Here is a 17,914-nt window from a genome sequence, read left to right as displayed (position 1 = left end):
GGCGGGCTCAACTCCCTTCCGCCGAAGGCTCATTGGACGACTCGAACTCCGTGAGCCGCCGCACCAGGTCGCCCATCACGCCAGAGAACGCCCGAAGCTCTCGGAAACTCGCCTCTGCAAGCCGCTCCAGCACATCTTCGCCCCCCGGCGTGATGCTCACCAGCGCGCGGCGCCGGTTCTCCGGGTCGCGGTCCCGGCGAACGAGCCCGGCCTGTTCGAGCCGGGCGACAAGTTCCACCGCGCTGTGATGCTTGATCAGCAGGTTGCCGGCGAGTTCGCCTACCGTCACTTCGCGGCGTTCTGGATATTCTCCGCGAATGGCCAGCAGGGCCTGGTGCTGATGGTGAGTGAGCCCCGCCTGGCGCGCGTTTTCGGTCACAGCGGCGAGGTACCGGCGCAGCTGCCGGCGGAACCCGGCCAGCGTGCGATAGTCCTCGTCGGAAAGGCTTCGGGGCGCGGGTGTTTCGTCGCTCTTCATTTCCATCTCATCGGGCGCCAAGCTCTACAACACGGTGTCGGCCACATCGTTCATGCGCGGAACCTGGGCCATAGGTGGGCGTTCTCGTAAGGTATCGTATTACGATATGTTTGCAGGAACGTGTCCGCTGCTGCCTCACGGGGTGCTGGCTTGCCGGGCCGAGCCTGTTGCGGGCGAGGGAGGAAAGCCCATGGGAGCGACAGGGCGGCCGACGAGCCGACGTTCACTGATCATGGGCAGCGCGGCAGTGGGGCTAGGGCTCCCGCTCGCCGGCTGCGAGTACCTCGGGCTGCTCAGGCCCAGCGTGCTGCGCCAGGTAGACCCCGAAATGGCGGTCCTGCTCAACGAGCTGCCGAGGCTGGACGAGCCCAACGAGGCCCTGATCGGACGCGTCTACGCCACCGGCGGCGCCTCGCGGGTGCAGGTCGGCCAGGACGGGGTGATGCGCGACACGATCCGCATCCCCAGGGACGAGTACCTCTGGTACCCCGCCATCATCATCATGCCGCGCGGGGGCGTGCTCGAGCTGGACATCAGCAACGAGGACCAGCGGCCGCACGCCATCCTGATGCCCAACAACAACGATCGGGAACTGACCCGACTACCCGCAGGCACGCGCGGCAAGGTGCGGGTGCAGCTGGATCACCCAGGTCTCTATTGGTTCGGCTGCCCGGTCGAGAACCATGTCGGGCGCGGGATGCTCGGCCTTGTTTTCGTCAAGGGAGAGGTCCCGCCTGAGGCTCGCCTCGACCGCCCCCCGCAACGCCAGCCCGGACAACGGAGGCCGCCGCGCCATGAGCACTAGGACCGCCTTCGCGGCCATGGCCGCGCTCCTCGCCGCGTGCAGCTCAGCGCCGCCACACCTGCCTCCAGCGCCGCCGCAGCAGTCCTACAGCCAGCTGGACGCAGCCATGCGCGGCTCGGCTCCCCCGGTGGCCGACGCCGTCACTTTCGAGCGCCTGGTGCGCGCCCGAAGCGAGCCCCACAACTGGCTGACATACTACGGCGCCTACGACGGCCAGCGGTTCTCCAGCCTTTCTCAGATCACCACCGCCAATGTCGCCCAGTTGAGGCCCGCCTGGGTGTTCCAGGCCGCGCCCGTCGGCCTTGTCGCCTCGCCCAACAGCTTCGCCCTCGAGGCGGCCCCGATCGTTGTGGACGGAGTGATGTACCTGTCCGGGTGGGACGGCTACGTCTGGGCGATGGACGCGGCCACGGGCGAGCAGCTCTGGCGCTATCGCCACGCAGTGCCGTTCGACGTGGTGCTCTGCTGCGGCAACGTCAACCGCGGCGTGGCCGTGGCGCGCGGCCGGGTGTTCTACTCGAGCCCCAACGGAACGCTGGTGGCGCTCGACGCGCGCACCGGCAAGCCGGTGTGGAGCCGCCAGTGGGTGGACCCGCGGGCCGGCGAGAGCTCGACCATGGCGCCGCTGGTGGTGAAGAACCTGGTCATCGTGGGCTCGTCGGGCGCCGAGTACGGCGTGCGCGGCCACATCGACGCTTTCGACATCGACACCGGCCGCCCCGTCTGGCGGCGCTATCCGGTGCCGAAGCCCGGCGAGCCGGGCTCGGAGACCTGGGGGCGCAACGACGCCTGGGCGCGGGGCGGCGGAGCGGCCTGGATCACCGGCTCCTACGACCCGCAACTCGACCTGCTCTACTGGGCCAGCGCCAATCCGTCGCCGGACTTCGATGGCTCCATGCGGCCTGGCGACAACCTCTATACGAACTCCGTCCTGGCCATCGATCCGGACGATGGGACGATCCGCTGGCACTACCAGTTCACGCCGCACGATCTGTGGGACTACGACGGGGTCAACGAGAACATACTGTTCGAGCACAACGGCCGGCCGGTGCTCGCCCACTTCGATCGCAACGGCTACCTGTTCGTCCTCGATCGCCGCACCGGGGAGCGGGTGAGCGTCACCCAGTTCGGCGACCGCGTGAACTGGGGCCGCATCGACCCCACCACGGGCCGGGTGTCGGACATCCGGGCGCCCACCCGGGAGGGTGTGGAGATCTGCCCTGGGCCCGCAGGCGCCAAGGAGTGGCCGCACGCCAGCTACAGCCAGCAGACGGGGCTGCTCTACACTCCGTTCCTGGACGCCTGCGCGACGTTCCAGACCTTCCCGACGGAGTTCAAGGAGAGCCTGTCCTACTTCGGCGGCCAGTTTGACGTGGCGCCCAGCCAGATGCGCGGCGGGGGGGTGAAGGCGTTCGATCCCTCGGGCCGGCTGGTGTGGGAATGGCGCTCGAAGCATCCCATCCTGGCCTCGGCGCTGAGCACCGCCGGGGGACTGGTCTTCGTCGGCGCCCCGGACGGGGAGTTCATCGCGCTGGATGCCCGCACGGGCCGCCAGCTCTGGAGCTTCCGCACCGGCTCGGGAATTCACTCCAACCCGGTGACCTACAGCGTGGGCGGCAAGCAGTACGTGGCCGTGCCGACGGGCTGGGGCGGCTGGATCAAGGGCTTCGCGCCTAATCTCTACGGCCGGGACCGGGGCAGCTCGCTCATTGTATTTGCCCTCCCATGATCGTGAGGTCTTTTCACCCTTGGGGGACGCTCAGGACATCTGCCGCACGCCCGCCGCGCGGGGGGGCGCCGGAGGCGCGATCCTTGACACGCTCAGACCGCAGGCTTGCAATCAGCCATGGGCTAAACGGCCCGTAGGCATCCTGAAGGACGTTGCGGGGAGAGGCGCGCGATGCGGACGGGAGGATCGGCTTCGGTCGTGGAATGACGCCTTCAGCGCCACACCTGACGCGGGACCAGCGGCTGATCCGGCGGATTCTGCGCGTCAATCACGCCGGGGAGCACGGCGCCATCGCCATCTATAGCGCCCAGATCGCGCACCTGGGGCGGCGTGCCGAGGCTCGGGATTGGCTTATCGCCACCTTGGCGCACGAGCGGCGGCACCGCGGGGCATTCCGGGAGGCCATGCCGTCGCGAAATGCGAAGCCCTGCCGCGCATTGGGGGTGTGGAGCGTCGGCGGATGGGTCCTTGGCTGTCTCACCGCGCTCACTGGGACCGCCGGGGTGATGGCGTGTACCGCCGCGGTGGAGCGTACGGTCCACGGCCACCTGCAAGAGCAGATGGCGTTTCTCGAGCGGTGCGATCCTGGGCTGGCCGAGGTGGTCGCCGACGTCCGGCGCGAGGAGCTCGAGCACCTCGCCTATGCAGAGGCGCGGCTCCCGCCGGGCTCGGCCTTGCCACGGCTCCTGGAGCCGTTGATCGCAGCTTGCACAGAGCTTCTCATCGCAACCTCGACGCGAGGGGACTCGGTGCGCCTCCGTCAGGCGCTCAGGGCTTCGTGAGATGCGGCGCACGAGGACTAGCCGGCGTGAGCCCCGCTAGCCCTCGGGCTGCCGCGGCTCGACGCTGAGCTCTCCGTAGCCGGTCGCGGGGTCCACCGGGCGGCGGAACTCCACGTCGGCGAGTTCCCCGATCACCACTTCGGCGGTGGTGGCCACGATGCAGCCGGTGACCAGGTGGCCGCCGACGCAGCTCCCGTCCGGGCACGACAGCACGATGTGGACGTGCAGGCCCTCCGGCGAGAGCGTCCCTGACAGCGCGACGATCTCCACGGGACCGTCGTAGCTGCGGAAGACGTCGGCCTCCCCGGCGGCGCCCGGCATCCGCAGCCGTGCGCTCGAGAGGCTGCCGACGCCGGTCAGGATGCAGCCGGCGCGGAGGTCCTGTGCGGGGACGAGCTGCTCTAGCGCCGTCTTGAGGTCGGCGCCTGGCGTCAGGCGGTGGGCGGACACGCGCATGGGCCGACTGTGGCGCCGGGGCGGAGGAGACGGAAGTCTCCCGGGTCTCGCGCTTAAGGCCATGGCGGCCAGTTTGCCTGCGGGTCTGAGCGTCTCAAGGACGGCCCGCAGGGCCGCCGCGGCGCGGTGGCGGCGGAGCCGCCATCCTTGACACGCTCAGACCCGCAGGCTCGCAATCAACCATGGGCTTAAGGGCGGGAGGCATCCTGAAGGATGCTTGAGGTCGATAGAACCAAGGCGCAGCCGATCTCGCGGGCCGCGGTGGGCTGGGCGCTGGTCGGGTTCGGCGGCTCCTTTGCGGTGGCGGGCGGCTACGTCTTCTACATGTTCTTCCTGCCCGGTCGGGGGCGTCCTTTGCAGGCGTTCAGGCTGGATCATCCCGTGCTGCCGGTGATCGTCCCGATGATCCTGATCGGCGTCGTGCTGCTGATCGTGGGCTCCCGGCTCAAGCGCCAGGGACGGGCGCCGGGTCCTGCGAAGCCGCTCGTCCTGTCGGAGCACGAGGCGGAGAAGTATGGATCCCCGCCTTCGCGGGGATGAGCGGGGGAGGGGGCTTGCGGGCATGAAGGCCTACCTGGTGCTCGACTTCGAGGTTCACGATCGGCGTGGGTTCCTGCCGTACGTCAGGGCGATCCCGGGGTTCATCGCCAAGCATGGGGGCCGGTACATCGTCCGCGGCGCTGCGCCCACGGTGGTGGAGGGGGACTGGGCGCCGGAGTTCCTGGTGGTGCTGGAATTCCCGGCGCGGGAGAACGCGCAGGCGTTCCTGGCGGACCCCGAGTGCCAGGATCTATTCAGGGTTCGTCACGCCACGACGACGAGCCGGCTCGTGTTGGTGGACGGGTGCTTGTAGGGGAACGGCCATGAAGCCGTCTGAACCCATCCGCATCTGGCTGGAGATCTCCCACCACGTGGCGTTCCGCGTGGGCGGCTGGGCATGGGTGCGCGCCGATGGCGCGGCGGTCGCGGGCTACGCCGGCGGCGAGCGGCGGGTGGATGCCGAGCGGACGGCGCTGCTGGCGCTGGCGGCGGCGCTGAAGGCGGAGACGGACGCCGGCCGTCCGGTGCGGCTGATGACGGCCTCGCCCGGGCTGCTGGCGATCCCGGCGCGAATCGCGGCCGCGCAGGGCGGCGCGGAGGCGCCGGCGGAGAACCTGGAGCTGTGGGCGCAGGCGATGACCGCGCTGAAGGGCGTGGAGGTGATGCGGGCAGCCGCCGCGCCCGGCGCGCCGAGCGCCTTTGCGGCGGCGTGGGCGGAGCTGGCGCGCGACAAGGCCAAGGGCGGCGGCTTCCTCTCCGCCATCCCGAAGACCAACCTGGCGAAGGCGGGCGTCTGACCTGTCCCAGGTCCGCCGACAAGACCAATGTTCTTCTTGTGTTCTTGACATTCCCTGCCACCTCGGCGAAGCTTAGGGCTCGGGCTGCTGCGCCTGGCGGCGGGCGGCGGCTGAGCAACGGCAATCGGGGTGGTCTATGGCTGACGGTGGCGCGGGGTCGCCGGCCGACGCGGCGGCGCGCATGCTGGCCGGCGTGTCGATCTATTCGCCGGAACTGGGTTGGGCGATCTGTGCGCGGGTCGCGGCGGGGGAGAGCCTCAGGGCGGTCTGCCTTTCGCCCGGCATGCCGCACCGGACGACGGTCAGGAACTGGACCGAAACGAAGCCGGAATTCGCCCAGGCGCTCGCCGCCGCGCAGCGCTCGCGGCGGGTCGCCTGGCGGATGAGGGATCGGGCGCGGGCCGCGGCGCGACGGGCGCAGCCGCCGCCTGCAAAGGGCGGCCGGCCGTGCACCTACACGCGCGAGATGGGCGAGGAGATCTGCTGGCGGCTGATGAACGGCGACAGCCTGATCGCCATCGCGCGGGACCCGCAGATGCCGTGCGCCGGCACGATCTACGGCTGGCTGAAGCGCCATCCCGAGTTCGAGGACATGTACGCGCGGGCGCGCGGCTTCCTGGCCGACTACCTGTGCGACGAGGTGCGGGAGGTCGCGCTGGACGCGACGCCCGAGACGGTGAGCGCGGACCGGCTGAGGTTCGATGCGCTGCGCTGGCTGACGGCGCGGCTGTCGCCGAAGAAGTACGCCGAACGCCTGGTGATCGCCGCGATGCTCGCGCAGCAGCGCGCGGAGGCGGCGGCGGAGGCCGAGGAGTCTGGCGGGGGCGGCAGGCCGGACGTCATTCGCTTCCTCTGCACCAGCTTCGAACGCTCGCCGAAGGACCGGAACAAGGTGATCGCCTACCCGCCCCGCAATGCGCAGGAGGAGGCCGACTACATCGAGGCCTATGGCGAGGCCTATTGCGGTCCCGGGGCGCTGTCGCCGGAGGAGGACGTGCGGCTGCAGACCGAACACGTCGCGCGGCGCAAGCGCGTGCTCAGGTCGCTGGGCAAGCCCAGCGAGTGGTACGAGATGGACGACGACGCGGGGACGTGAGCCAGGCCGCGGGGCCTCAGGCGCGCAGGATCTTCTCCATGGCCTTGCCCTTGGCGAGCTCGTCGATGAGCTTGTCCAGGTAGCGGATCTCGCGCATCAGCGGCTCGGCGACCTCCTCGACGCGGACGCCGCACACCACGCCCTTGATCTGCGCGCGCGCCGGGTTGAGGGCGGCCTCGGCGAAGAAGGTCTCGAAGTCCGTCTTCCGGGCGATCTGGGCGTCCAGCTCGGCCTGGCTGAAGCCGGTGAGCCACAGGATGATCTCGTCGACCTCGGCCTTGGTCCGGCCCTTCCTCTCCGCCTTGGCGACGTAGAGCGGGTAAACGCTGGCGAAGCTGGTCGTGTAGATCCGGTGCTTGGTGGTGGTCGCCGCCATGTGAGCCGCCTCAGGTCTGCGCGTGGCGGACGTTTAGCACCTCATCGGGGCGGGCGCAGGAGGGGGCGGCGCCTCCGCGCCGGCGACGAACCCGATGACCACGTGGGCCAGGTCCGGCGGCGGCGGGACGGCGGTGAGGACGCCGGCGGGCGGGCCATGGCCGAATGCTTGAATCAAGCGCGGGCGCAAGGGACTAGAGAGCGGTCATTATCAGACGGGGGCGAGTCGATGGCGCAGGATCAGGCGAGCTGGCGCTCCAGGCGGTCGCTGGTCGTGGCCGCCGCGGTCGGCGCGGCGCTGGTCTGGACCACCTTCAGCGGCGACCTGCTGCGCCCGCGGCTGCCGTCCTTCGATGTGCCTTACATGCGGACGGTCCTGGTGAACCTCGCCGACCTGGCGGTGGCCGCGCTGCTGATCGGCCTCGCGGCGCGGGCGGGGCCGCGGCGGCTGTTCGGGCTGACCGGGCTGGGCGCGCCCGTCGCGCGGCCGCTGGTCTGGGCGGCCGTGCTGTTCGTCCCCGCCGCAGCGATTGCCGCCGTGGTGGCGCCGCTGTCGCGGGACTTCACCGGGCCCGACCTGTTCTGGAAGGGTGGGGGCTTCCCGGTGATCGAGGAGATCGTCTATCGCGGCCTGGCGGTGGGGGCGCTGATCCGCTGGGCAGGGTGGCGGTGGTGGGCCGCCTGCCTCGCGCCGGCGGTGGCGTTCGGCCTGGCGCATGCGGGGCAGGGCGAGGACCTGGCGAGCGTGGCCGGGATCGTCGCCATCACCGGATTGGGCGGGCTGCTGTTCGGCTGGCTGTTCGTCCGCTGGGGGTTCAACCTCTGGCCTCCGATCCTGCTGCACATCGGCATGAACAGCCTCTGGATCGTGTTCGCGCTGGGCGAGGACGCGCTCGGCGGCTGGCTCGGCAACTCGCTGAGGATCGCGATCGTCGCCGGCGCTGTGATGCTGTCGCTGAAGTGGGGCGGGGACGGCCTGACGGCGGGGAACCGGGCGGCCCGTTCACGAATTTGAGAGGACGCTGGGCCGGGCGACCCCGTGAGGACACCTGTGAACGACCGCAAGCTTCGCGTCGTCGACGGCGACGTCGTCTACGACCTCGGACGCACCCCCGAGACGGTGCCGCAGCGCGCGCGCCGGCTGATGCAGGAGGCGCAGGTCCTGGCCTGCGAGGAGGTGGAGATGCTGCGGCGGACGCTGGCGGACTCGGTGCGCCAGGCCGAGGCCATCCGCGACGGGGGCGAGATCTTCCCGATCGGCGTGCGCGAGCAGGCGCGGCAGCTGGCCGACAGCCTGCCTACCATCATCCAGACGCTGCAGGCGCTCTCCGAGCGGCGCCTGCGCGAGGTGACGCACGAGCCCGTGCCGCCGGTCTGGCGCGGCAGCGAGTAGCCAGGCGCTTGACACTGACCGCTGGTCAGTAGTTAGTGACCATCGGTCAGTACGGAGCGGCCGATGGACAAGCCGGTGCGGCGGCGCCTTCAGCCGCAGGCGCGCAAGCGCGAGATCGTCGAGGCCGCCGAGCGGCTGCTGCAGGCGCAGGGCACGCGGGTGCGGGTGGAGGACGTGGTCCGCGAGGCCGGCGTCGCGAAGGGCACCTTCTTCCTCTACTTCCCCACCTGGGACGACTTACTGGACACCCTCCGCGAGCGGCTGGTGGCCGAGTTCGACGCCGCCTATCCGCTGCCGACCGAGGTGGACGGGCCGGTGGACTGGCCCGCCGTGGTCGCCTGGCAGGCGGCGGCCTTCATCGACTTCGCCAGCGCGCGGCAGGGCGTCGGTCAGGCGCTGTTCCACTCCGACTTCACGGAGCGGCGGCCGCTGGCCGACAATGCGATCCTGCGGCTCTCTGCGGTGATCCGCGCGGGCCAGGAGGCCGGCGCGTTCGGTCCGGTCGATCCGGAGCCCACGGCGCGGCTGATGTTCGCCGCCATCGACGAGGCCGCCCGCGCGGTGGCCGCAGGCGCGCAGCGCGAGGCGATGGTCTCGGCGCTGCAGGGCCTGCTTCGGCGCACGCTGGCGCCATGACCCTTTCCAGGAGGACCGCGCGATGAGCGAAGCCCAGGTCAACGTCCGCTACATGGTCAGCGACGTGCAGGAGTCGACGGACTGGTTCGTCCGCCATTTCGGGTTCCAGCCCGTAGGCCCGGCGTCGCCCGCCTTCGCGGCCGTGGAACGCGGTCCGGTCCGGCTGCTGCTGAGCGGGCCCAAAAGCTCGGCGGGGCGGGCGATGCCGGACGGACGCCAGCCGGAGCCCGGCGGCTGGAACCGGCTGCAGCTGGTGTTCGGCGACCTCGCCGCGGAGGTGGAGCGGCTGCGCGGCGAAGGCGTGCGGTTCCGCAACGAGATCCTCAGCGGCCCTGGCGGATCGCAGATCCTGGCGGAGGAGCCGTCGGGCAACGTGGTCGAGCTGTTCCAGCCGGCCGCGTGGGGCTGATCAGCCGCCGGCGTCCTCGCCGGGGATGGCGATCAGCTCGATATCGAAGACGAGCGCGCTGTTGGGCGGGATCGGGTCGCGGTTGCGGGAGCCGTAGGCGAGGTCGCCGGGGATGGCGAACAGCCAGCGCTCGCCGACGCGCATCATCGGCACGCCCTCCTGCCAGCCCTTGATCAGCTGGGTCAGGGGGAAGGTGGCGGGCTCGCCCCGGTCGCGGGAGGAGTCGAACTTGCGGCCGTCGATGAAGGTCCCGGTGTAGTGGATGGTGACGGTGGCGCCAGGCGCGGGCTTCGGCGCGGCGGCGGGGGCGCGCTTCAGCACCTTGTACTGCAGGCCGCTGGCGGTGGTCTTCCAGCCGGGCTGTCGCGCGTTCCAGGCCAGGTAGGCGGCCTGGCCGGCCTCCCAGCGCGCCTGCGGCGAGAGGCTTGCGTCCACGGCGGGCGCGGCTGGGGGCGGCTGCGGCGTGGCGCAGGCGGCGAGCGAGAGGGCCGCCAAGGCGGCGAGTGCGATGCGGTTCAAGACGGTCCCCCGGAGTTGGGGAGCATCCTAGAAGAGGATCGGCAGGGCCACCACGGCGAAGGCCATGACCAGGTTCCAGAACACCATCCGCGCAACCGCGCGCCGGCGGTTGGGCGACGGGCGCGGCTGGGCCGGCTTGCGGAGGATGTGCGGCGACGCAGGGGTCATGGCACGGCTGATATGGGCGCGCGCGAGCCGAAGCGAAACCAGCAGTTTTGCGGCGCCGCTCTGCGAAACTGCAGCGCTCTAGTTCGCCGGCGGCTCCCACAGCTCGATGGCGTTGCCCTCGGGGTCGTGGATGCGGGCGAAACGGCCGATGCCGCCTTCGTCCCACTCCGCCTTGGTGATGATCTCGACGCCCGCGGCGCGCAGGCGCTCGAGCATCTCGTCCATGCCGCGGACCCGCAGGTTGATCATCGTCTGCTTGTCGGCGGCGAAGTAGTCGCTGTCTTCTTTGAACGGCGAGAACACCATGGGCCCGCCCTCGTGCCACCAGAGGTACTCGTTGGTCTGGCCCTGCGGATCCGTCCCGCAGCCGCCGCCGACGCCCAGCATGTCGCGGTACCATTCCGTCAGCTTCTGCGGGTCCTTGGCCCGGAAGAAGTAGCCTCCCACTCCGATGACGGGCATGTGCGCTCCCCTCGTTGTCCCTGCGCCATTGGACGCGAGCCACGGGCCGGCGCCTATCCCCCGAAAGGGTGAATTCCGGCCCACGCCGGGGTATGAGCCACGACCAGAGGGCGATACGTGCGGCCGATCTGCCGATCGGCCCGGTGAGGTGAAGATGATCAGAGTGGGTGTTGCGGCCGGCGTGCTGGCGGCGGTGGCTCTTGCCGGGGCCGCCTGGGCGGAAGACGAGAAGTCCGACGAGGAGAACGCCTCGCTGTGGCAGAAATTCTCCGCCTGTTCGGCGGCCTACCAGGTGAACGCCAAGGTGAAGGATCCCGCCCGCACGCCTGACAAGGCCAAGTCCATGGCCGCGCTGGGGCGCGACTACGAGACCGCCGCTATGGCGGAGTTCCGCCGGGAGCGGCGGGGCTCGGTCAGCGCCGCCCGCGAAGGCGTGCGCGACCTCGTGGCGGCCAATGTGCGGTCCTTCTCCAAGAAGGAGCGGACCGAGGTGGAAGGCTTCATCGAGGCCTGCCCCCAGATCGAGGCCAAGTGAGGCGCGCCTCCCCCGCCGGCGACATGGCGGGAGAGGCGCTTCACGCCCCCAGGCTTTCGCCTAGCTCAGGACGATGATGGCCACGCGACGGTTCTGGGCGCGGCCGTCCGAGGTCTCGTTGGGCGCCACCGGCGCCTCCTCGCCGTAGGAGATGGTGGCCATGCGGTTGAGCGCGATGCCCTGCTGGGAGAGGTACTTGCGTACGGCTTCGGCGCGGGCCTCTCCCAGCTGGTCGTTGTAGGCTTCCGGACCGCTGGCGTCGGTGTGCCCCTGGATCTCAAGGTAGACGTTGCGGTTCTCGGCCTTCAGACGCTGCACCAGCTCGGCAAGCCGGGACTCGGCCTCGGGCGAGAGCGCGTGGCGGTCGACCGGGAACTTCACGGAATCGTCCGAGAGCACGACTTCGTAGAGGAACTTGCCCTCCGCCAACTTATGGGCCGCGTTGGCGCGCGCCAGCGCCTCACCCGCCGTGCCCTCCACCCGGGTGACGCGGGTGTCGACGACGGCCACCTGGTCGCGCACGAAGCGGTGCGTGGCGCAGCCGCTGACGGCGACGCTGGCGAGAAGCAGGGCCGCGGCCGCGGCGAAGGTCTTTGATCTGGGTCCGTTCAATCCTTGGTCCTTTCCATCCTGGACCCCTCCCGACGGCCTTAGCTGCGCGGGACACTTGGCCGCGCGCATGACGCGACAGTGGCCGGAAATGGGCAGCTTGGCCGCGGGCTCGGCCACGATCCTGACGCCGGGCCATGGTCAGGCGGAGACGAACTGTCGAGGAGCGCGCCCGATCCCGACGAGCCGCACATCGCAGAAGACGCGCCGCATGGCGGTCGTGCTGAGCATGGCCGCCCATGCCGGCCTGGCCGCCGTCGTGCTGCTGGCGGCGTTCGGCGACGAGGCGTTCGAGATGGCGGTGGAGCCGCCGGTCATCCCGGTGAGCCTGGTCCGGCCCGCCCCGCTGCCGCCGCCGGCGCCGCTGCCGAGGGGTGACGCCGAGCCTGCGCCTCGCGCCGCGGCGCCCTCCGCGAGACCGACCCGCGCAGCGCCCACCGAGGTGGTCCCTCTGCTGACCGCGGTGACCACCGCGCCCGCGCCGATGCCGAGCGTGGGCGACGCAGAGCTTGCCGGCGCGCGGGGGGCGGGCGCCGGCGCAGGCGGCGGCGAAGGTGGGGAGGGGGCGGCCTGCGACATGGTCCGGCGCCTGCAGGGCGCGCTCCGGCGCGATCCGGAGGTGCGGACGGCGGCCGCCGAGGCGCACCGCGCGTTGGGGCGCGATGGCCGCGCGGTGCTGGTCTGGAACGGCGAGTGGCTGCAGAGCCCCGGCCAGGCCGGCAAGGGGCTGGCGGGCGTGCGCCAGGCGATCGCGCTCGAGGTGGCCTTCGCGCCCGAAGCCTGCCGCGCCGAGCCCATGCGCGGGTTGGTGGTGCTGGCCCTGGCGGACGGCCCAGCCGCGCCGCGGCTGGCGCTGGGCGCGGCCGCCTGGCGCTGGACCGACCTGCTCGGCGCACGCCGACGCTGAGGGGGCGGGGAACATCCGGCTGTGGTCGCCGGTTGGTGGGGCGGATGCGGCCCTCCCAGGCGCCGCCTCCAAACGCGAAATTCGACTTCTCGCCCCCGGCCCGCCAACGGGCCGGGGCTTTTTTTTGCGCTAGACGGAGCGGGTCGGCTCGCCGGCTTCGAGGCGGTCCATGATCACCGTCACATAGTGCTGGGTCTCGGCGTACGGCGGGACGCCGCCGAACCGCTTCACGCTGTTGGGGCCGGCATTGTAGGCCGCCAGCGCCAGGCGGGTGTCGCCGAAGCGCTTCAGGAGCTTCGCCAGGTACTTCGCCCCGCCGTCGACGTTGCCCTCGAGGCTGTGCGGATCGACCTTCAGGGTGTCGGCCGTGTCGGGGGTCAGCTGCATCACCCCCAGGGCGCCGGCGGACGAGACCGCGTTCTGGCGGAAGCGCGATTCCTGCCAGGCGACGGCGGCCACCAGCTCGACGGGCACGCCGTGGCGGACGGCCGAGGTGTGGATGGCGCGGGCGACGGGCAGCGGAGCCTTCTGCAGGGCCTCGTACCCGGGCGACAGCTCGGCGCTTTCGTACGCCCCGCCGGGCCCCGGCAGGGCCGCGTCGGCGAGTCCGCGGCCGAGGGCCTCAGAAGCATTTGAAGAGCCGATAGCAAGTCCAAGCGTGGCTGCAGTAAAGGCTAAGCTGAGTGCAAGTCGCAAGTTGTTCCGCCCCCGTCCGTGGGAGCGGTGGACCTAGTGAATTACTTTCCAGAACCCGAGTGTCCAGATTGTCGCAGGCGAGAGCAGCTAAGCTATTCTGCCGAGGGAACATGCTTATGCTTATTGTTCCCGCCTGACGCGGATGTGATATGGCCACGTTACAGAGTGGGAGCGCGGGAGGCGGGCGGAACGGAGGCGACGACCTCGAGCTCGTCCGGGAAATTTGGGTGAGAGAGGATGGCCGCGATCGGGGTGATGACTGTCTGGCTCGTCCAGCCGCCGCCATAACGTTCGACGAGCGGCAGACCGCCGATGACCATGCCGACAGGGCGATTGTGGGCGTCCAAGACGATGGCGCCGCTGTCCCCCGCCTGATCGAACATCGGCTCGCACACCATTTGGCGGCAATAGGTGATGTTGCCGATGCTCCAGTCCGGCCCTGTGACCGGGAGAACCACATCCACCTCGACATGAGAGATGACGCCCTGACGGGGCGCGCCACCGGGGTTGAGCGGCTTGAGTGTCACTGTGTCGCCGATCGCCGGCGAGGTGTTGGGCTGAACGTCTGGTCGTCCCAAACCCTCGATCTCGGCGGAAACCCTTGCGGGATCCACCCAGACGAGAGCCGCGTCCGCGGTGATGGCGGAGTAGAACGTGGTCCATGTCTCGAGGCGACCCACAGGCGAGCCCGGTTGGTGGACGGGCTCGATCAGATCGCCGGGGCGCGCATCGCGGCGGACCAGCCCATGACCAGCCCCAAGCAACATCAGTTTGCCAGGGTGGCTACGGTAGCGGACGAGGCAGCCGCTAGAGCTCCTATCCGCTGATCCGGCAAAGTGGACGGAACTTCCGCAGCGAACCCTGCTCATCCCGCGCCGCCACCCGGCTTCTGGGTCGGGGGTGTGGGCGGCGGGCCATCGGCGGCCGCCGCCGCAGGGCCCGTCTGGCCGCCTCCTGCGCCTGCGCCAGATGCGCTGCCGCCGCCCGCCCCTGCGCCGCCGCTTGCGCCGGCTCCGCCGGTTGCGGCGGCAGGCTTGGCCTGAACCTTGAGCGGAATCGGTCCGGAATCCACGCCCAGCGCGTCTGAGACGCTGAAGTTGTAATCGCCTGGGGCGGCGCTGGCAGCGGCGGTTATGGTCGGCGGCTTCGCGATACCGTCGAAGGCGATGCCGAGGGGCGTTCCGTGGGCCGCAAAGGGTCCCGTTCCGGTAACGGTGAGCTTGGCGCTATCCCCACCGGCGGTCAGCGTAATGGGGTTGGGCGAGACGGACACCGGCTTCAGCACGCTGAAGACAGTTCGGCACTGGCCGATGGTCTTCAGGTCGGCATCGATCGAGAGGCTTGGGATCCGGGAGATGGCGGCCTGGAGGCCGATGAGGTCCCGTCCGAACCTCTGCTTGAGGGCGGTGCTGCTGTGCGAAGCCTTGAGGGCATCGGCGAGACTCGTCTGGGCCGTGCGGATTTGAGAGGTCCATGTCGCGCCGGTGTTCAGGAATGTCCCGAATACCGACCCGGACTGGAAGATCGCGTCGATGTCAGGGGTCTGCGCGAGCGCCTGCTGGTTCACCGCCTGCAAGGTGCCGTTCACGCCTGTCAGGACCTGTTCCCCGAGCCCGTTGTTGGCGAGGAAGATCCGCAGTTGACGCAATGCAGATCGGGCGCTGCTGATGGCCGTATTCGCGTTGAGGATGTCCGCCGCGTAGGTCTGCGGATCCTCGTTGGCTTGCAGACCAGAGCCGCTGGTCACCAGGTCGATGTCGCGCTCGAGCGCTGCGATGGCTCGTTCCACGCGCGGCACGAGGTCGGGATCAGATAGGATCTGCTGTCTCAGGGCCGCGACGTTCGTGTCGGCCGCCACGGCCCCGGTGCGAATGCAATCCAGATTGGTCAGGCCCGCACGATAGACCGCGCTCATGCGCGCCGGCGCGATATCGCGGTTGGCCATGTAGCTGACCGCCCCGGCGGTGAGGAACTTCACCGCTCGCTTCGCGCCCCCATGCTCCAGCGTCGAGCTGATCCCGGCGCCGGCCACGGCGATACCGACGCCCGCCTTCGTTACCGTGTCGATCCTCTCGTGGGTCCTTGCCCGGCGTAGAAGAGCGCTGCGGGCCGCTTGCAGATAGGCCATGGCTTCCGGGTAGGACGCGGGCGAAGCGCTATCGGTAGGATTCATGACCGGAGCGCCGCGAGCGAAAGCGCCGCGGTCCGGCACGTCGACCGTGACGCAGCCGCAAAGGCTGGCGGCGAGGCCGGCCGCGGCTAGCGCACGGCTGTAGGTAGGGAACTGGCGCATTCCGCGCTCCTGTCTCTGGGGGTGGAGGGTCACAGCGCGCCGACGGCGGCCCAGACGGCCTGGACGCCCCCGGATTCCCACAGCTCACGGGCCCTGGCAGAAGGGCTGGGGCGGCAGCGGCCCCACTGCATGTGCGGGGTGTCGGGGCGGCTCCAGTCGCCGCCCCAGTTGCAGCCGTTCGCCTTGAAGACGTCGGCCACGTCGGCGAACCACCGCTCGTTGCGGGCCGACGCGGTCCTGTCCTTGCCGAAGGGCCAGTAGGCCTTCGTCCTGTGGATCACGTCGACGGCGAGGCCGTAGCCATGCCAGCTCGTGAACGAGGTGGGCGCGCGGGTGACGATGTCGCCGGGGCGTGTGCGACCCTGGGCGTAGAGCCAAGCCTGGCGGCCGTTGCTGCGGAAGCCTTCGTTGACCTTCACCTCCAGGCCCTTGGCGGCGCACTCGGCGATGGCCGCCTCGACGGCCAGGCGGAACGCCGGCGCAAGCATGGCCAGGTCGCGGTTGGGGGTGTCGAGCTCGCTCATACGTCGACCTCTCCGTGGGGGTTGGTGAAGCCCGGCTTCCAGCCCTCGGCCTCATGGCCAGCGAGGGCCGCGCCAGGGGCGGGGGCGGGGGGCACGGCGGGCGTTGCGCCGGCGGCTTTCCTGGCGCGGGCGGGGGCGGGCGTCGGCGGCGGGCCGACAACGCCGGGGATGACCGGCGCCGGCGCTGCAGGATGAGGCGGAGCTGCGGCCCTGCGATCCTCGGAGCCCTCCGGCGGGCTCTTCTCGGCGGGCTTCACGGTCGAACGGATGACCATGAACTTGTTCAGCACGTCGAACCAGAACGGCGCGCCGAAGCTGACGGCCAGAGCGGTGATGAACCAGCCGAGGACGATGCCCGGCCAGGAGCTCGCGTGCACGGGGTCGGCGGTGGTGCAGCGCCGCTCGCGGGATGTAAGCAGGGCAGAGGGGCGCTTTCCCTCAGCATAGGCCGCGTCGGCAAGCGCCTGCGCCCTCTCTAGCGCCAGGCGGCAACCCTGAGGGCCGGGCGTGAGCCAGACCAGGCCGTCAGCTTGCCAACCGCGGATCCTCACCGGCGCATCCGTGGCCACCCAGCCCATCGGCAGTTGCATGGCTTCGAGATCGGCGCGGACCTGCTCGATGCTCCGCTTCTGCATCGCTTCCAGGCCCTGCGCATTGACCGTCTCAGCCTGGCTGACCAGCGCCTGGCGCAGCGTGCGGTCCTCGGTGATGCGGCTGCCGATAGCTATGATGTCGATGTTCATCAGCATGGCGGCCACGAAGCCGATGCCGATCAGCCAGAACTGGGTCCGCCGCTTGTACCAGCCGGACACCCGATCCATGGTCCCGTCGAACCAGGCCTCGAGGTTCTTGCGCGCCTGGGCCAAGTCCCCGCCGGCTTGGTCGACGGCGGTGAGCACGGCGCGCTGGAGCCGTCCGTTCGGCAGCTTCGTGGCCCGCTCGCGCAGCAGGTCCAGCGTGAGCGGCTCGTTGCTTACGGGGTAGAGCCACGATCCGGAGCCGCGTGCGACGATGTCCATGACCGCCGTCGCGAACTGGGCCGAGGGGATGTAGGTCGGCAGGGTGCGGCGCACCGGCCACGGCATCCGCATGCTGGTGTCGTTCCCGAGCCCCCGCTTCAGCCGGTTCGGGTCGTAGCTGGCGGCGAACAGCGAGAAGATGTTGGCGTGGTCGAAGAACGCCTTCGCCGTGGTCAGGCCGCCGGGATCGTCGAGCAGCTCGCGGATACCGCGCTCGAGGTCCATGGCGCGGCTCTTCAGGAGGCTCTCGATCATCTCGCGCACGGCGCTGCAGAGCAGGCTGACCAGCAGGAGCACCAGGGTGAGGCCGATGCCGACCTCGATGACGTCCGATCCAAACATCTCGCGCCCCGTATGTGACCGTGGAAACAGCGGTTCATCCGGCTGCTCAGCAACCGTTCCGGGAATTGATCTGCTTCCAGCCGCCCCGCGGGTGTGACCTGGGTCACATTCAGCCTGCGCGGCCCATGCTGTGATGCGGGTTCGCCCGAACCGGCGGCCGCTTACAGCCGCGTGGGCGTTCGCGCCCAGCGGGCTCGGCGGAGCGCTATTTGCTGAACGGCGACGACCGCATGGACGTCGTGCTCCGCGTGGCCCAGCCGCTGAGGGCCCGCGGCCTGGTCGTGCCCGCACGCGCGGCGACGGACACGCAGGCGGCGTACGTGGCGAAGCTGGTCCAGGGAACC

General features: G+C 70.4%; 25 protein-coding genes. 13 read left to right on the top strand and 12 right to left on the bottom strand.

Going from position 1 to position 17,914, the window contains the following annotated elements:
- Positions 1-7 precede the first annotated feature (7 nt).
- Positions 8-478 (bottom strand): MarR family winged helix-turn-helix transcriptional regulator, encoded by a 471-nt coding sequence (locus tag VIL76_RS04010; RefSeq protein WP_332043704.1) that lies wholly within the window; start codon positions 476-478, stop codon positions 8-10.
- A gap of 232 nt (positions 479-710) precedes the next feature.
- Between VIL76_RS04010 and VIL76_RS04005 the strand changes: the two genes are divergently transcribed.
- The 3 genes from VIL76_RS04005 to VIL76_RS03995 all read left to right on the top strand — a co-directional run bounded on the left by VIL76_RS04005 (position 711) and on the right by VIL76_RS03995 (position 3,794).
- Complete coding sequence (locus tag VIL76_RS04005; RefSeq protein WP_332043703.1) at positions 711-1,283, top strand: MSMEG_3727 family PQQ-associated protein; 573 nt, start codon at positions 711-713, stop codon at positions 1,281-1,283.
- Entirely contained in the window at positions 1,273-3,012 is a 1,740-nt protein-coding gene (locus VIL76_RS04000) for a PQQ-dependent dehydrogenase, methanol/ethanol family (protein ID WP_332043702.1), read from the top strand. The genes VIL76_RS04005 and VIL76_RS04000 overlap by 11 nt, the downstream gene beginning before the upstream one ends.
- Before the next feature lie 203 nt (positions 3,013-3,215).
- Positions 3,216-3,794, top strand: a complete 579-nt coding sequence (locus VIL76_RS03995) for a demethoxyubiquinone hydroxylase family protein (protein ID WP_332043701.1) — start codon at positions 3,216-3,218, stop codon at positions 3,792-3,794.
- Between the two features lie 36 nt (positions 3,795-3,830).
- Here VIL76_RS03995 and VIL76_RS03990 read toward each other — a convergent pair whose 3' ends face one another.
- A complete protein-coding gene (locus VIL76_RS03990) occupies positions 3,831-4,250 on the bottom strand; it encodes a PPC domain-containing DNA-binding protein (RefSeq protein ID WP_332043700.1) in 420 nt (139 codons plus the stop codon).
- Between the two features lie 213 nt (positions 4,251-4,463).
- Between VIL76_RS03990 and VIL76_RS03985 the strand changes: the two genes are divergently transcribed.
- The 4 genes from VIL76_RS03985 to VIL76_RS03970 all read left to right on the top strand — a co-directional run bounded on the left by VIL76_RS03985 (position 4,464) and on the right by VIL76_RS03970 (position 6,683).
- Complete coding sequence (locus tag VIL76_RS03985) at positions 4,464-4,790, top strand: hypothetical protein (protein WP_332043699.1); 327 nt, start codon at positions 4,464-4,466, stop codon at positions 4,788-4,790.
- Between the two features lie 22 nt (positions 4,791-4,812).
- Positions 4,813-5,103, top strand: a complete 291-nt coding sequence (locus VIL76_RS03980; RefSeq protein ID WP_332043698.1) for a DUF1330 domain-containing protein — start codon at positions 4,813-4,815, stop codon at positions 5,101-5,103.
- Between the two features lie 10 nt (positions 5,104-5,113).
- On the top strand, positions 5,114-5,587 hold the full coding sequence (locus VIL76_RS03975) for a hypothetical protein (RefSeq protein WP_332043697.1): 474 nt from the start codon (positions 5,114-5,116) through the stop codon (positions 5,585-5,587).
- Positions 5,588-5,723: 136 nt separating this feature from the next.
- Positions 5,724-6,683 carry a hypothetical protein gene (locus tag VIL76_RS03970; protein ID WP_332043696.1) on the top strand — a complete coding sequence of 320 codons (960 nt, stop codon included), beginning with the start codon at positions 5,724-5,726 and terminating at the stop codon, positions 6,681-6,683.
- Between the two features lie 16 nt (positions 6,684-6,699).
- On the opposite strand, the gene VIL76_RS03965 is transcribed toward VIL76_RS03970, so the two are convergent.
- The gene (locus VIL76_RS03965) at positions 6,700-7,059 is read right to left on the bottom strand and encodes a DUF2200 domain-containing protein (protein WP_332043695.1); all 360 of its coding nucleotides are present in this window, start codon (positions 7,057-7,059) and stop codon (positions 6,700-6,702) included.
- A 228-nt stretch (positions 7,060-7,287) separates the two neighbouring features.
- Between VIL76_RS03965 and VIL76_RS03960 the strand changes: the two genes are divergently transcribed.
- From VIL76_RS03960 to VIL76_RS03945, 4 genes are all read left to right on the top strand, one after another.
- Positions 7,288-8,073: a CPBP family intramembrane glutamic endopeptidase gene (locus tag VIL76_RS03960; protein WP_332043694.1), complete on the top strand. Its 786-nt coding sequence runs from the start codon at positions 7,288-7,290 to the stop codon at positions 8,071-8,073.
- Positions 8,074-8,109: 36 nt separating this feature from the next.
- Positions 8,110-8,451 carry a hypothetical protein gene (locus VIL76_RS03955; RefSeq protein WP_332043693.1) on the top strand — a complete coding sequence of 114 codons (342 nt, stop codon included), beginning with the start codon at positions 8,110-8,112 and terminating at the stop codon, positions 8,449-8,451.
- A gap of 63 nt (positions 8,452-8,514) precedes the next feature.
- Positions 8,515-9,087 (top strand): TetR/AcrR family transcriptional regulator, encoded by a 573-nt coding sequence (locus VIL76_RS03950; protein ID WP_332043692.1) that lies wholly within the window; start codon positions 8,515-8,517, stop codon positions 9,085-9,087.
- Positions 9,088-9,109: 22 nt separating this feature from the next.
- Positions 9,110-9,496, top strand: a complete 387-nt coding sequence (locus VIL76_RS03945; RefSeq protein WP_332043691.1) for a VOC family protein — start codon at positions 9,110-9,112, stop codon at positions 9,494-9,496.
- On the opposite strand, the gene VIL76_RS03940 is transcribed toward VIL76_RS03945, so the two are convergent.
- From VIL76_RS03940 to VIL76_RS03930, 3 genes are all read right to left on the bottom strand, one after another.
- Positions 9,497-10,015, bottom strand: a complete 519-nt coding sequence (locus VIL76_RS03940; RefSeq protein ID WP_332043690.1) for an FKBP-type peptidyl-prolyl cis-trans isomerase — start codon at positions 10,013-10,015, stop codon at positions 9,497-9,499.
- Positions 10,016-10,042: 27 nt separating this feature from the next.
- A complete protein-coding gene (locus VIL76_RS03935) occupies positions 10,043-10,183 on the bottom strand; it encodes a hypothetical protein (protein ID WP_332043689.1) in 141 nt (46 codons plus the stop codon).
- Between the two features lie 78 nt (positions 10,184-10,261).
- The gene (locus VIL76_RS03930; protein ID WP_332043688.1) at positions 10,262-10,645 is read right to left on the bottom strand and encodes a VOC family protein; all 384 of its coding nucleotides are present in this window, start codon (positions 10,643-10,645) and stop codon (positions 10,262-10,264) included.
- Between the two features lie 154 nt (positions 10,646-10,799).
- On the opposite strand from VIL76_RS03930, the gene VIL76_RS03925 reads away from it, so the two are divergent.
- Positions 10,800-11,180 carry a hypothetical protein gene (locus VIL76_RS03925; protein WP_332043687.1) on the top strand — a complete coding sequence of 127 codons (381 nt, stop codon included), beginning with the start codon at positions 10,800-10,802 and terminating at the stop codon, positions 11,178-11,180.
- Between the two features lie 60 nt (positions 11,181-11,240).
- Here VIL76_RS03925 and VIL76_RS03920 read toward each other — a convergent pair whose 3' ends face one another.
- A complete protein-coding gene (locus tag VIL76_RS03920; RefSeq protein ID WP_414695409.1) occupies positions 11,241-11,792 on the bottom strand; it encodes an OmpA family protein in 552 nt (183 codons plus the stop codon).
- Positions 11,793-12,000: 208 nt separating this feature from the next.
- On the opposite strand from VIL76_RS03920, the gene VIL76_RS03915 reads away from it, so the two are divergent.
- Positions 12,001-12,696 (top strand): hypothetical protein, encoded by a 696-nt coding sequence (locus VIL76_RS03915; RefSeq protein WP_332043686.1) that lies wholly within the window; start codon positions 12,001-12,003, stop codon positions 12,694-12,696.
- Positions 12,697-12,825: 129 nt separating this feature from the next.
- Here VIL76_RS03915 and VIL76_RS03910 read toward each other — a convergent pair whose 3' ends face one another.
- The 5 genes from VIL76_RS03910 to VIL76_RS03890 form a co-directional block, all read right to left on the bottom strand.
- A complete protein-coding gene (locus VIL76_RS03910) occupies positions 12,826-13,392 on the bottom strand; it encodes a lytic transglycosylase domain-containing protein (protein ID WP_332043685.1) in 567 nt (188 codons plus the stop codon).
- 158 nt (positions 13,393-13,550) lie between these two features.
- Positions 13,551-14,159 (bottom strand): hypothetical protein, encoded by a 609-nt coding sequence (locus VIL76_RS03905; RefSeq protein WP_332043684.1) that lies wholly within the window; start codon positions 14,157-14,159, stop codon positions 13,551-13,553.
- A 98-nt stretch (positions 14,160-14,257) separates the two neighbouring features.
- Complete coding sequence (locus tag VIL76_RS03900) at positions 14,258-15,685, bottom strand: hypothetical protein (RefSeq protein WP_332043683.1); 1,428 nt, start codon at positions 15,683-15,685, stop codon at positions 14,258-14,260.
- A gap of 29 nt (positions 15,686-15,714) precedes the next feature.
- Positions 15,715-16,209, bottom strand: a complete 495-nt coding sequence (locus VIL76_RS03895; protein ID WP_332043682.1) for a M15 family metallopeptidase — start codon at positions 16,207-16,209, stop codon at positions 15,715-15,717.
- The gene (locus VIL76_RS03890; RefSeq protein ID WP_332043681.1) at positions 16,206-17,570 is read right to left on the bottom strand and encodes a hypothetical protein; all 1,365 of its coding nucleotides are present in this window, start codon (positions 17,568-17,570) and stop codon (positions 16,206-16,208) included. Before VIL76_RS03890 ends, VIL76_RS03895 begins: the two co-directional genes overlap by 4 nt.
- Between the last annotated feature and the right edge of the window lie 344 nt (positions 17,571-17,914).

It is taken from the genome of Phenylobacterium sp., assembly GCF_036563285.1.
Taxonomy (GTDB): Bacteria; Pseudomonadota; Alphaproteobacteria; order Caulobacterales; family Caulobacteraceae; genus Phenylobacterium.
This window is presented reverse-complemented; position numbering and strand designations above follow the sequence as displayed.

What these genes read in the sequence shown, in the direction of transcription:
- VIL76_RS04010 (WP_332043704.1), bottom strand. Translation starts at nt 478, where the DNA reads ATGAAGAGCGACGAAACACCCGCGCCCCGAAGCCTTTCCGACGAGGAC.
- VIL76_RS04005 (WP_332043703.1), top strand. Translation starts at nt 711, where the DNA reads ATGGGCAGCGCGGCAGTGGGGCTAGGGCTCCCGCTCGCCGGCTGCGAG.
- VIL76_RS04000 (WP_332043702.1), top strand. Translation starts at nt 1,273, where the DNA reads ATGAGCACTAGGACCGCCTTCGCGGCCATGGCCGCGCTCCTCGCCGCG.
- VIL76_RS03995 (WP_332043701.1), top strand. Translation starts at nt 3,216, where the DNA reads ATGACGCCTTCAGCGCCACACCTGACGCGGGACCAGCGGCTGATCCGG.
- VIL76_RS03990 (WP_332043700.1), bottom strand. Translation starts at nt 4,250, where the DNA reads ATGCGCGTGTCCGCCCACCGCCTGACGCCAGGCGCCGACCTCAAGACG.
- VIL76_RS03985 (WP_332043699.1), top strand. Translation starts at nt 4,464, where the DNA reads ATGCTTGAGGTCGATAGAACCAAGGCGCAGCCGATCTCGCGGGCCGCG.
- VIL76_RS03980 (WP_332043698.1), top strand. Translation starts at nt 4,813, where the DNA reads ATGAAGGCCTACCTGGTGCTCGACTTCGAGGTTCACGATCGGCGTGGG.
- VIL76_RS03975 (WP_332043697.1), top strand. Translation starts at nt 5,114, where the DNA reads ATGAAGCCGTCTGAACCCATCCGCATCTGGCTGGAGATCTCCCACCAC.
- VIL76_RS03970 (WP_332043696.1), top strand. Translation starts at nt 5,724, where the DNA reads ATGGCTGACGGTGGCGCGGGGTCGCCGGCCGACGCGGCGGCGCGCATG.
- VIL76_RS03965 (WP_332043695.1), bottom strand. Translation starts at nt 7,059, where the DNA reads ATGGCGGCGACCACCACCAAGCACCGGATCTACACGACCAGCTTCGCC.
- VIL76_RS03960 (WP_332043694.1), top strand. Translation starts at nt 7,288, where the DNA reads ATGGCGCAGGATCAGGCGAGCTGGCGCTCCAGGCGGTCGCTGGTCGTG.
- VIL76_RS03950 (WP_332043692.1), top strand. Translation starts at nt 8,515, where the DNA reads ATGGACAAGCCGGTGCGGCGGCGCCTTCAGCCGCAGGCGCGCAAGCGC.
- VIL76_RS03945 (WP_332043691.1), top strand. Translation starts at nt 9,110, where the DNA reads ATGAGCGAAGCCCAGGTCAACGTCCGCTACATGGTCAGCGACGTGCAG.
- VIL76_RS03935 (WP_332043689.1), bottom strand. Translation starts at nt 10,183, where the DNA reads ATGACCCCTGCGTCGCCGCACATCCTCCGCAAGCCGGCCCAGCCGCGC.
- VIL76_RS03930 (WP_332043688.1), bottom strand. Translation starts at nt 10,645, where the DNA reads ATGCCCGTCATCGGAGTGGGAGGCTACTTCTTCCGGGCCAAGGACCCG.
- VIL76_RS03925 (WP_332043687.1), top strand. Translation starts at nt 10,800, where the DNA reads ATGATCAGAGTGGGTGTTGCGGCCGGCGTGCTGGCGGCGGTGGCTCTT.
- VIL76_RS03915 (WP_332043686.1), top strand. Translation starts at nt 12,001, where the DNA reads ATGGCGGTCGTGCTGAGCATGGCCGCCCATGCCGGCCTGGCCGCCGTC.
- VIL76_RS03905 (WP_332043684.1), bottom strand. Translation starts at nt 14,159, where the DNA reads ATGTTGCTTGGGGCTGGTCATGGGCTGGTCCGCCGCGATGCGCGCCCC.
- VIL76_RS03900 (WP_332043683.1), bottom strand. Translation starts at nt 15,685, where the DNA reads ATGCGCCAGTTCCCTACCTACAGCCGTGCGCTAGCCGCGGCCGGCCTC.
- VIL76_RS03895 (WP_332043682.1), bottom strand. Translation starts at nt 16,209, where the DNA reads ATGAGCGAGCTCGACACCCCCAACCGCGACCTGGCCATGCTTGCGCCG.
- VIL76_RS03890 (WP_332043681.1), bottom strand. Translation starts at nt 17,570, where the DNA reads ATGTTTGGATCGGACGTCATCGAGGTCGGCATCGGCCTCACCCTGGTG.